We start from the raw sequence: 10357 nt of genomic DNA on the forward strand, positions 1-10357 counted from the left end.
TCGCCAGCTAGAGGCGCACGGATAGCGAGCTGCGCAAGTGATCGGCGGCGGCTGCGATCTCCTCGGGGAGCCCCGGCCGGGGGAAGATGACGATCGAGTCGCCGCTGAACCTTGGTACCACATGAAAATGCAAATGAAAGACGGTCTGGTGCGCGGCTGCGCCGGTGGCCTGCACGATGTTGCTGCCATCGGCGCCCAGCGATTCCCTCGCGGCGATCGCGATGCGTTGCGCGGCAAGGATTACCGCCGTCACCTCCTCGGGCGTGGCGTCGAGGAGGTCCTGCCGGTGCCGTTTCGGGACGACCAGCGTGTGCCCCCTGGTCGCGGGCAGGGTGTCCATGAAGGCGAGAGTCAGGCGGTCTTCGTAGACGCGAAGGGCGGGCTCTTCACCGCGGACGATCCCGCAAAACACACAATCATTCATCCAGTACCACCACTCGGCTGTTCCAGAAATCAGTGACGACAAGGTTTCCGGCGAGGTCGACGGCCACCCCGCGCGGGGTCCGTATCTCGGCGGGAGTGCCGGGCCGGGCCGCCACATCGATCCGCGGCCCGGCCTGGCGCACCAGCTGCCCGTGCTCGTCGAGACGCAAGATGCGAGCGTTGTCGGTGTCGGCGACGAGCATGCCACCGCCGGGCAGCGGGTGAACGTGACGCGCGTAGCGCAAGCCCGGCCGGGCCTGCGCGACGACAGCACCGTCTGCGGCCAGGGTGACGATCCGCTGATGACCGGAGTCGGCCACCACCACCCGGCCGTGGCAGTCGAAAGCGGCGTGATGCGGGTCGGAGAACAGGTCCGAGCCGGGGCCGCCCCACAGCGCGGTGGCCCGGTCGCTGCCGTCGACGAGCAGCACGGCACCCAGGTCGGAGTCGGTGATGAGCAGGCTGCCGTCAGCGGCGGGCTCGGCCGAGTGCGGATCGTCGAGGTGAAGGCGGCCCGAGCCGAACCGCACCGACGTGATCTCCCGCTCGATCCGCCCGGCGGGGTCGACCACCAGCACGCGGCCGTTGACACCGTCGGAGATGATGGTGCGGCCCAACGGGTCCCGTGCCACGGAACGGGGGATGACCAGACCGTCGCCGAAGCTCCAAATCGGAGTGTTGCGCTCGTCGAGCTCCACCACCCGATGGTGGAACGAGTCGCAGGCCAGGACGCCGCCGCGGGCAGTGGGCACGGCCGAGCGCGGGAAGGACAGGTGGCGTTCGGGCAGCCGGTCGGGGCCGAAAACCCATAGCACCCGGCCTTCCCGGCTCATCGTGAGCACGCGGTGGTTGCCGGTGTCGGCGACCAGAAGCGCGCCGGTGCCGGTCTCCCTTACCTGGCTCGGGGCGAACAGCCCGACCGGGATGACTCGCGCGCCGCCGCCGGGGTCGAAGTCGATGAGCCGGTGGGCGAGGGTGTCGGCGACGATGGTGTGACCGTCGCGGGTGCGGCAGGCCGATCGCGGCCCGCTCAGGCAGTCGGGCCCGTCACCGGCGGACCGCCGCCGGCCGAAGGCGCGCAACAGCACACCGTCGGCGTCGATCTCGACCACCTGCGACTGCCAGCTGTCGGCGACGACGAGGCGCAGATCGTCAAGCAGATGCACCCCGGTCGGGTTGCGAAACACCCCGATCGGGATGCGGGTGAGGTGGGTGCCGTCCAGGCGTACCAGGTCGAGCCCGGCGTCGCTGCCCAGCGCGACGATGTTGCCCCGCACATCCATGCAGTCGAAGGACTCCACGCCGGGCAGGGTGGCCACGTGCTCGCGGCGGCCGTCGCGGTCGACCAGATGGAGCGACGGCCCGATCGCGACCAGCACCCGGAACGGGTCAAGCCGGTAGGCGCCGTTCATGCGCGGCGGCGAGGAATACTCCCACACCACCTGCCCGGCCAGATCCACCTCCAGCAGACGGTTGACCGGCTGGGCCCGGTCGACGACAAGGGTGGTGCCGTGGAAGGTCAGCTGTGCCGCGGTGGGAAAACCCAGCACGGGCGGCGGGCCGAAGTCGCCCACCGGGCCGAACTGCGTCAGCAGCCGGGGCGTGGTGTCGAGCAGCGCGCCTTTCATGACGAAACCCCGAGCGGGAGCCGTTGCAGGACAACGATTCCTAGCTCCACCGAGTCGGCCAGGGCGGTGCCGACCGCGGCGGCGTCGATGCCGGTGCGCGCCAGGATGTCGGCGACCGAGGCGTGCCCGTCGATGTGCTGGACGAAGGTGAGCCACTCGGCGTCCAGGACGTATTCGAGGCTCCCGGCCACGGCCAGGTACCACTGGTCCTGACGTGGGTCGTGCAGCACCGTCACGTCGTCGTCGAGCACCGGAACGTCGGCCGGTTCGATGATGATCTGCGGGATGGTCTGCTGCGCAAGGGAATCGGCTTCGCTCTCCCAGTCGGCGACCCGAACCTCCACCGGTATGGCGGCGCGCACCGCGTCCACCGGACGGGCCGGCAGCTGCGCGGTCATCTGCTCCAGCAGGCCGAGGTTGACCAGACGCAGCAGGAACTCCAGCTGCCCGGCGCGGGAGTCGGCTTGCAAATCGGCCAGCATCTGGCGCACCGCGTCTGGGTTCAAGAATTCGCGGGCCCGGCTCGACGAAAGCGCCTGCTCGACGAGGCTGCCGTTTTCCTGTGCCAGCATCGCGATGAAAGCGCGGTAGGTGTGCTGCACCCCGTCGCCTTGGAAGAAAGGCACCTTGGGCCGGTGCACGATCTCTGGCGGCAGCAGGCCGCGCATCGCTTCCCGCACGATGTGCTTGTCCCAGAACAGGGTTGCGCGCTGTGCGGGGGAGACCGAGGCGGTCAGCTCGACGATGCGGTGGTCGAGGAACGGAACCCGTGCCTCGACGCCGTTTCCGGCCGCGGTGCGGTCTTCGTGCCAGCAGTTGTACTGCTGGACGTCGCGGTATTTCCAGGCGACGAAGTCCTCGTAGGGATCGTTTCCCAGGTCGAGCAGCTCGTCGCGCAGCAAGGGCAGCTGGCCGTCCCGCCACCAGGGCGTCAGGCCCGGCTTGCGGCTCAAGGCGGTGCGCCGGGCCATGTCGGCAAGCGCGTCGGTGAAGCCTTCCCAGCCGCCGTCTCCGGCGATCTCGACGGAATAGCCGCCGTTGAACTCGTCGCTGGCCTGCCCGAGCAACATGGCGCGCAGCTGCGGCCGGATAGCCTTGGCGTAGCGGTACATCTCGTACTTGTAATACTGTTCCGGCCCGCACAGCGGGGTTTCCAGCAGCCACAGCAACTGTTTCCACTCCTGCGCCGTTGGCACCTTGCCCGCTTCGAAGAGGACCTGGTGGTGCGGCAGGCCGAAGGTGGTGGCGACCAGGTGCGCGTGGCGGGCGTCCCCATTGACGAAGGTGCTGCCATTGAGGGCGGTGAAGCTGTGCACGGCCTCGCGATTGGGGGCGAGCATGGCCACGGCCGCGGAGTCGACACCGCCGCTGAGGAACATCCCGATCTCCGCGTCGGCGGTGCCGCACGCCGTCACCGAGGCGGCGAGCAACTCGCGGTAGGCGTCGATGAATTCGGCGTCCGAGGCGTCGGTGTAGGGGCCACCCGCGGGCAGGTTCCAGTAGCGGTGTTCGGTCAGCGCGCCGGTGCGCAGGTCGACCTCGACGATGGTGCCGGCCGCGACCGTGTGCACCTGTTCGAACCAGGTGGTGACCGGGGCGTGGCTGAAAACCGGCTCGGCGGAAAGGAACTGGTCGGCCAGGGCACGTTGCCAGTCGACCCGGCGGGGGCAGCCTGGTACCTCGAAAAGTGCTTTTATCTCTGAGGCGAATGCCAGCCGGCCGCCGATTCTGGTGTAGTAGAGCGGTTTGATGCCGAACCGGTCCCGAGCCAGAATCAGCTTGCCACGTGCCTTGTCCCACAACACCAAGGCGTACATGCCCTGCACCGCATCGAGAAAGCGAAGGCCGTCGCGCCGGTACAGATGCAGCAGCACCTCGCAGTCGGATCCGGTCTTCAGCCGGGTTCCCGCGGGCAGCCGCGCTTCCAGCTCGCGATGGTTGTAGACCTCGCCGTTGGCGATGAGGAAAAGCGTCTCGTCCTGGGTGCTCAGCGGCTGGCCCCCACCAACCGGATCCACCAGTGACAGCCGCTGGAAGACCAGGGCCACCGGGCCATCGCGCAGCAGGCGCTCGGCGTCCGGGCCACGGTGGGCCAGCGCGCGCGCCATGTCATGCAGCGTTTGATCGATCTGCTCGGGGAGTGCGGTCCCGTCGACGGCGGCGACTCCCCCAATACCACACATATTCCACCGTCCAATCTGTATACCGAGGGGCCACGCAGCTGAGCTGGCGTGGCCCCGGGGTCGATGCTTAGGAGTTCACGCGAAGAACGGCGCCGAACCCAACCTTCGACACCTTCGGCTTCTGGTACTTCTTCATTCCGCTCACCTCCTTTTGCGTAGGAGGGCAAGTCTTGCTGACCGGTGTAGAGCCACGGTCGAGCCGATTGTGAACATCATCCAGCGGGGCTCGAGTTTTCGTTCTTACGCTGGCCGCTTCAACGGGAGGTAGCCATGATCGATCTAGATCGGATCATGCCAGAGCTGGTCCGGCACCATCTGTTACCGGCTACATATCAATGCGTGTTCGTCGCCGGATCGCTCATCCGCGGCTGGGGTAACGAGACCAGCGACGTTGACATATATATAGTCACCGATTCGCCGTGGCAGAGCGGAAGCGCTGACCCGCGTCCGGTCCAGCTGCGCAACGGGTTGGTACCGGCCGAAATCCACCATCTGGCCGGACGCCGCTGGGACATCGAGTACTGGCACGCCGAGCAGGTCGACGAGCTGCTGGAGAAGGTGGGCTGGGAGGATGTCAACCGGGGTGGAGCGGCCGCGCGCCAGATGTCCTGGCTGGAGAACGACTTTCTGGAACGGGTCAGCTATGGGGTGGCCCTGGCCGGGCAGAGCTACCTGGCCGAGCTGGCCCGCCGCCGTGAGGCATCCGCTTTCCGGTCCCTGATGGTGGCCCGCGCGCTGGACTACCTCGATCTGTCCACCGAGGACGCCACCGGCCAGCTCGACAGCGATGACGTGGAAAGCGCGGTCATCGCCGCCAAGCTCGCCTTCGGCAGCGCCGTGGACGCCCTGCTGGCCAGCCATGGCGAATTCGGCAACAACGAGAAATGGCGCGCCCGTCGGATGCGGGTGGTCACCCCCAAGGAACTGTCCTTTGAGGACTACTGGTCGGTGGAAACGATGCGCGACTTCGACCCGGCCACGCCGCGTTCCTGGGTGGAGCAGGTCCTGGCGCGCTGCAACCGGATCGCCACGGAGGTGGTGGTGTGAACGGCGCGAGCGTGCCCGCGCTGCGCCTGGATGTTCGGGTGCGCAACGGCGGAGACGGGCTGATGGTGGCCCGCCAGGAACATGTCTACGAGCTTGATGTGGTGGCGTCGTTCATCTGGCGCCGCATCGACGGCGTCCACAGCGTGGCCGACATCGGCACGGCGCTGGCCGGTGAGTACGGCATCGACCCCGACGAGGCCACCGCGGACGTGGCCGAAGCGCTGGAGCCGCTGCTTGCCGACGGCTTGATCACGGTCAAGGATTGACGGATGTCTGTCCTATCCGATCTCATCCCGCCGCGAGGGCCGATCCGGATCCTCGCCCTGAGCAACCTGCTGCGCACCATAGGCACCGGTCTGCTGATCACTGTGAGCGTCCTGTACTTCGTCCGGTCGGCCGGGCTGCCGGCCGCCCAGGTGGGCGTGGGCCTGACCATCGCCTCGGTGATCGGCGCGCTGGCCAGCGTCCCGGCCGGGTACGGCGCCGACCTGCTCGGCCCGCGCAACACCACCGTCGTTTTCGCTGTGCTGCAAGGCATAGCCATTTGCGGGTACGCCTTCGTGGCCGGCTTCGCCGCGTTCGTGGCGGTCGCCACGCTGGTGCTGACCTTCGAGTCGGCGGCCGGTGCGGCTCGCGGCGCGTTGGTCGCGGCGGCGGTGCCGGTGGCCGACCGGGTCCGGTCACGGGCCTATCTGCGGTCGGTGGCCAACGTCGGGGTGTCGCTGGGCGCGGTGCTGGGTGGGCTCGCGCTGACCAACGACACGTCAACCGTTTACCTGGCGGCGATGTGGGTTTCCGGAGCCATGGTGGCCGTGGCCGCGCTGGTCTACCTGCTGGTCGCGCCGACTCCGCCGGTGCCCAAACCGCAGGAGGGGCCGCGGCTGCTGGTGCTGCGCGACCGGCCGGTGGCCGTGCTGGCCCTGCTGGTTGCGGTGCTGGCGATGAACAACGGCCTGCTGCAGGTCGCGTTGCCGCTGTGGATCGCGGAGCGCACCGACGCGCCGCTGTCCGTCTATGCGGCCATCGTGTTGCTCAACACCATCATGGTGGTGCTGTGGCAGGTAAGGGTGAGCCGCGGCGTGGAGGAGGTGCCGGCCGCGGCCCGCGCCCATCGCCGGGCCGGGCTGCTGCTCGCGGCCACCTGTGTCATCTGGGCGGCGGCGGCCGGACAGCCGGCTTGGGTAGCCGTGGTGGCGCTGATGATCGGCGCGGCCACCCATGTCCTCGGCGAGCTGCTCTTCGAGGCGGGCACCTGGACCCTCTCCTACGACCTGGCCCCTGAACACGCGCACGGGCAATATCAGGGCCTGTTCGGGATGGCCGAACAGATCGCCTGGGTGGCCACGCCCGCGCTGGCGGGCGCGCTGATCATCGGCTACGGCTGGCCGGGCTGGCTGCTTTTCGGCGTGCTGATGCTCGCCGCCGGGCTGGCCGTGCCGCCGGTGACGCGCTGGGCGCGGCGCACCCGCGACGTGTACCTGCACATGGTGGAGACCAAGACTGGGTCACCCTTTTGACGAACGGAGATTCATGTGCGACGCATAGTGGTCACCGGCGCGGGAGGCTTCATCGGGAGCCACCTGGTCACCGCCTTGAAGCAACGTGGCGAATGGGTTCGCGGCGTCGATCTGGTCCCGCCCGGTTTCGGGGCCAGCGACGCCGACGAGTTCGAGGTGCTGGACCTGCGCCGGCCCGAACAGGCAGAGTATGCGCTGCGCGGCGCCCAGGACGTCTACGCGCTGGCCGCCGACATGGGCGGCATGGGCTTCATCTCGGCCAACCACGCCACGATCCTGCACAACAACACGCTGATCGACCTGAATACCTTCGAGGCGGCCAGAATCCATGGCGTGCAACGGTATCTCTACTCCAGCTCGGCCTGCGTCTACCCGGAGTACCTGCAGGAGGAGACCGACGTCACGCCGCTGAAGGAGAGCGACATCTTCCCGGCCGCCCCGCAGGACGCCTACGGGTGGGCGAAGATCTTCGGCGAGCTGATGAACCGGTACGGCGGCGCGGACCACGGCATCTCCACCCGTACTGTGCGCTTCCACAACGTCTACGGCCCCAACGGCACCTGGACCGGTGGCCGGGAGAAGGCCCCGGCGGCCCTGTGCCGCAAGGTGGCCCAGGCCGTCGACGGCGAGGCGATCGAGGTATGGGGCGACGGCCTGGCCACCCGCTCGTTCTGCTACATCGATGACTGCATCGAGGGCATCCTGCGGCTGATGGACAGCGGGTTCGAGCAGCCGCTCAATCTCGGCAGCGACCGGATGGTGTCCGTCGACGAGCTCGCCGAGATCATCATCGGGGTCTCCGGCAAACGCGACATCAGCCTCAAACACGTGCCCGGCCCGCAGGGCGTCAGGGGCCGCAACTCCGACAACAGCCTGCTGGACAAGGTGCTCGGCTGGTCGCCCGCGGTGGCCTTGGAACGCGGCCTGGCCATCACCTACAGCTGGATCGCCGAGCAGGTCAACCTACAGGCTTCCGCGGCACGGGAGGCGCTGGTATGAGCGAGCTTGTCGAGATCATCATGAAATTGGGATTCTCTCATGCTTTCACCGCAGGTGATGGCCGACGCAAGGAGGCCATGGCATGAGACGGGTTGCGGTCTCGGGCGCCACCAAGAACTTTTTCAAGGTCGGTCACACCACGCTGCGCACCCTCGCCGCGCAGCGGCCCGACATCAAACTGCGGCTGGGCGTGCCCGACGCCCAGGACGCCAAGTTGGCCTGCGACGGCATGCCGGTCGAACTGGTCGAATGGGACCCGGCGCGGCCGGAAACCCTGGCCGACGTGCTCGCGGACTGCCAGAGCCTGCTGATGGTGCCACCCATCCAGAACAGGGTGCAGGTGGCCCGCTCCTATGTGGACACCGCTCGGGCGGTGGGCATCGACTACATCTGCTGCCTGGGCGTGCAGCACCACGATCCGCGCCTGACCCTGGCCCAGGAGGCCAACGCGGTCAAGCAGATGCTGGCCGATTCCGGCATCGCCCACCACACCCTGCACCTGCCGGTGTTTCTGGAGAATTTGCTTTATCAGGTACCAAGCATCGCCACCCGGCGCGAGTTCGCCTACCCGGTCGACCCTGACGCCAAGTTCTCCTATGTCAATTGCTGGGATCTGGGCGAGGTGTGCGCGCAGGTGCTCGCCGCGCCGACCGCCCACCCCGGATTCGCCGACACCCACTGGACGGCGACCCGCCAGACCACCTGCCGCGAGCTGGCGCAGTTCTTCTCCGAGGCGGTGGGCGAGCCGGTGACCTTCCGCAGGCAGCCGGCCGAGGACTTCGTCCAAGGCTTGGTGCGCAAGGGAATGTCCGAGCACGCGGCGCGCGGGGTGCTCCAGCTGTGGGACGAGGTCAACGCGGGCAACGACCTGCCACCCAACCCGGCCTTCGCCGGCATTCTGGGCCGCGAGCCGGAGACCGCCCAGGAATGGATTACCAGTCATGCCTGCTGTTTCGGTGGCCCGGGCGCGGCGCTGTGCACCCATCCCAAACCGCCGCAGCACCACATGCTCTGAAGGGACACCGGTCTCGTGCTGACCCTGCCGCGAAGGCTGGAACTGGCCGCCATCGGCGATCCGGCGGTCAACCGCTGGCCGGCGCTGACCCGCCTGCCGGAGAAGGCGGCCTACTTCTCGCTGGACACCTACTTCCGGCAGGCGCTGGCCGAGCTCGAGGCGGCCTGGGGCGGCGAGCTGGCCGGGCGGCTGCGACCCCTGGCCTCGATCCTGTTCCGGCCCGACGCGGTGGCCGGCCGGCGGATCCCGGCGTGCCTGGAGTTCCTGGCCGGCCACGGCTTCGCGCCGCTGGCCGCGGTGCCGTTGCGGCTGACCCGGCACATGGCGCTGGAGCTGTGGCGCTATCAGCACAACGCGGGCACCCTGGACCGCGTCGCCGCGACCGAGCACCTGGTCGCGGCGGGGGACAGCCTCTACCTGCTCCTGCTGGATCGCCTTGGTGCGCCAGAGGTTCCGGCGACTGTCCGGCTGCGTGGGCTTAAGGGCGACGGCGCGGGCGATCCGGCCGGGGCCGCGCCGACCCTGCGCAGCACGGCCCGGATAGTCAACCGCATCCTGGCCATGCTGCACACCCCGGACGAGCCGCTCGACCTCGTACGCGAGCTGGGCATCTTCTTCGATGCGGCGGCGCGGGCCCGGCTGATCCAGCTGGCCACCGGGGCCCAGCCGCTGACGGCTGGCTGGACCTCGTCGGTCCTGGAGGCGTTGCATGCAGCGAACCCGCCGGTCGACTTGGACCCGCAGGCCGCCTTGGACCGGATGCGGATCCGGTACGGCTATGTGAGCGAGGCGGAGGCGGGTCACTTCGCCGCTTCGCCCCAGGTGGTGCTGCCGGCTTGGGACAGGGTGCTCATCTGCAGCCACTACATCAGCTACGACACCAGCGACGACATGCTCATCGCCGGCAACGGCGAGGCGCAGTGGCGCCTACTCGCCCATGAGCCGGCGTAGCTCCGCGTTGAGGAACAGCCCGGTCGGGTCGAGTTTGCCGCGCAGATCGAGGAAGTCGGCCCACCGCGGGTAAAGCCCGGCGAGGGCGGCGTGATCCCGGTAGTGGACCTTCGCCCAGTGCGGCCGCCCACCGAAGTCGGCCATCGCCGCGTCGACTTCCCGGAAGTAGGGCTCGTGGACGACGTCTCGGCCGAATGGCCGGTAGCTGATCACTCCGAGGTAGCAGGTGGGCCTGCCGTGGGCCATGCTCAGCCAGGCGTCGTTGGCTGGCGCGAACCTGACCTCGATCGGCGCGTGCGCAAAGAAGCCCTTGCGCTGCAACAGATTCCTGACCGCACGCACCGCGTCGGCGGCTAGTTGCGCGGGCATCGCCCACTCCATCACGTGCTGGCGCACCCGGATCGGGAAGGTGAACACCCGGTCACTTCGCCCGCTCATCCGCGCCTCTCCGCCGATCAGCCACCTCTCGGCGAGCCGATTCACCGCCGGAGTCGCCCGCGGCGCAAAGGATGCCGCCCACAGCGCCGCCTCATGAACCCGGTTCCCTTTGAAGTCCCCCCACCACCGGCCCGCCGCCGTGCTCAAGCCGCCCTG

At 68.7% G+C, this 10357-nt stretch carries 10 protein-coding genes; 6 read left to right on the plus strand and 4 right to left on the minus strand.

The features are described 5' to 3' along the window. Positions 1 to 7: 7 nt before the first annotated feature. Genes Rhe02_RS44150 through asnB form a run of 3 tightly spaced genes read right to left on the minus strand, consistent with a single transcriptional unit; the run spans position 8 to position 4234 of the window. Positions 8 to 424 carry an HIT family protein gene (locus Rhe02_RS44150; RefSeq protein ID WP_203914528.1) on the minus strand — a complete coding sequence of 139 codons (417 nt, stop codon included), beginning with the start codon at positions 422 to 424 and terminating at the stop codon, positions 8 to 10. Continuing rightward, positions 417 to 2051 (minus strand): NHL repeat-containing protein, encoded by a 1635-nt coding sequence (locus Rhe02_RS44155; protein ID WP_203914529.1) that lies wholly within the window; start codon positions 2049 to 2051, stop codon positions 417 to 419. Before Rhe02_RS44155 ends, Rhe02_RS44150 begins: the two co-directional genes overlap by 8 nt. Then, positions 2048 to 4234 carry an asparagine synthase (glutamine-hydrolyzing) gene (gene asnB / locus Rhe02_RS44160; protein ID WP_203914530.1) on the minus strand — a complete coding sequence of 729 codons (2187 nt, stop codon included), beginning with the start codon at positions 4232 to 4234 and terminating at the stop codon, positions 2048 to 2050. The genes Rhe02_RS44155 and asnB overlap by 4 nt, the downstream gene beginning before the upstream one ends. Positions 4235 to 4504: 270 nt before the next feature. Here asnB and Rhe02_RS44165 point away from each other — a divergent pair, with 270 nt between their 5' ends. The 6 genes from Rhe02_RS44165 to Rhe02_RS44190 all read left to right on the plus strand — a co-directional run bounded on the left by Rhe02_RS44165 (position 4505) and on the right by Rhe02_RS44190 (position 9763). Then, on the plus strand, positions 4505 to 5281 hold the full coding sequence (locus Rhe02_RS44165; RefSeq protein ID WP_203914531.1) for a hypothetical protein: 777 nt from the start codon (positions 4505 to 4507) through the stop codon (positions 5279 to 5281). Then, positions 5278 to 5547 carry a PqqD family protein gene (locus tag Rhe02_RS44170; protein ID WP_203914532.1) on the plus strand — a complete coding sequence of 90 codons (270 nt, stop codon included), beginning with the start codon at positions 5278 to 5280 and terminating at the stop codon, positions 5545 to 5547. The genes Rhe02_RS44165 and Rhe02_RS44170 overlap by 4 nt, the downstream gene beginning before the upstream one ends. Positions 5548 to 5550: 3 nt before the next feature. Then, complete coding sequence (locus Rhe02_RS44175) at positions 5551 to 6798, plus strand: MFS transporter (RefSeq protein WP_203914533.1); 1248 nt, start codon at positions 5551 to 5553, stop codon at positions 6796 to 6798. Positions 6799 to 6813: 15 nt separating this feature from the next. Next, positions 6814 to 7797, plus strand: coding sequence for an NAD-dependent epimerase/dehydratase family protein (locus Rhe02_RS44180; protein WP_203914534.1), 984 nt, complete (start codon positions 6814 to 6816; stop codon positions 7795 to 7797). Between the two features lie 82 nt (positions 7798 to 7879). Next, positions 7880 to 8812, plus strand: a complete 933-nt coding sequence (locus tag Rhe02_RS44185; RefSeq protein WP_203914535.1) for an NmrA family NAD(P)-binding protein — start codon at positions 7880 to 7882, stop codon at positions 8810 to 8812. 15 nt (positions 8813 to 8827) lie between these two features. Continuing rightward, positions 8828 to 9763 carry a hypothetical protein gene (locus tag Rhe02_RS44190; protein WP_203914536.1) on the plus strand — a complete coding sequence of 312 codons (936 nt, stop codon included), beginning with the start codon at positions 8828 to 8830 and terminating at the stop codon, positions 9761 to 9763. Here Rhe02_RS44190 and Rhe02_RS44195 read toward each other — a convergent pair. Continuing rightward, the coding region (locus Rhe02_RS44195) for a D-arabinono-1,4-lactone oxidase (protein WP_275412690.1) at positions 9740 to 10357 on the minus strand (618 nt) is incomplete at its 5' end. The two genes, Rhe02_RS44190 and Rhe02_RS44195, sit on opposite strands and share 24 nt — an antisense overlap.

It is taken from the genome of Rhizocola hellebori (genome assembly GCF_016862955.1).
Classification (GTDB): Bacteria; Actinomycetota; Actinomycetes; order Mycobacteriales; family Micromonosporaceae; genus Rhizocola; species Rhizocola hellebori.

Excerpts from the sequence above, each read along its gene's own strand:
- Rhe02_RS44185 (WP_203914535.1), top strand. The coding sequence starts at position 7,880 with ATGAGACGGGTTGCGGTCTCGGGCGCCACCAAGAACTTTTTCAAGGTC.
- Rhe02_RS44165 (WP_203914531.1), top strand. The coding sequence starts at position 4,505 with ATGATCGATCTAGATCGGATCATGCCAGAGCTGGTCCGGCACCATCTG.
- Rhe02_RS44155 (WP_203914529.1), bottom strand. The coding sequence starts at position 2,051 with ATGAAAGGCGCGCTGCTCGACACCACGCCCCGGCTGCTGACGCAGTTC.
- asnB (WP_203914530.1), bottom strand. The coding sequence starts at position 4,234 with ATGTGTGGTATTGGGGGAGTCGCCGCCGTCGACGGGACCGCACTCCCC.
- Rhe02_RS44175 (WP_203914533.1), top strand. The coding sequence starts at position 5,551 with ATGTCTGTCCTATCCGATCTCATCCCGCCGCGAGGGCCGATCCGGATC.
- Rhe02_RS44150 (WP_203914528.1), bottom strand. The coding sequence starts at position 424 with ATGAATGATTGTGTGTTTTGCGGGATCGTCCGCGGTGAAGAGCCCGCC.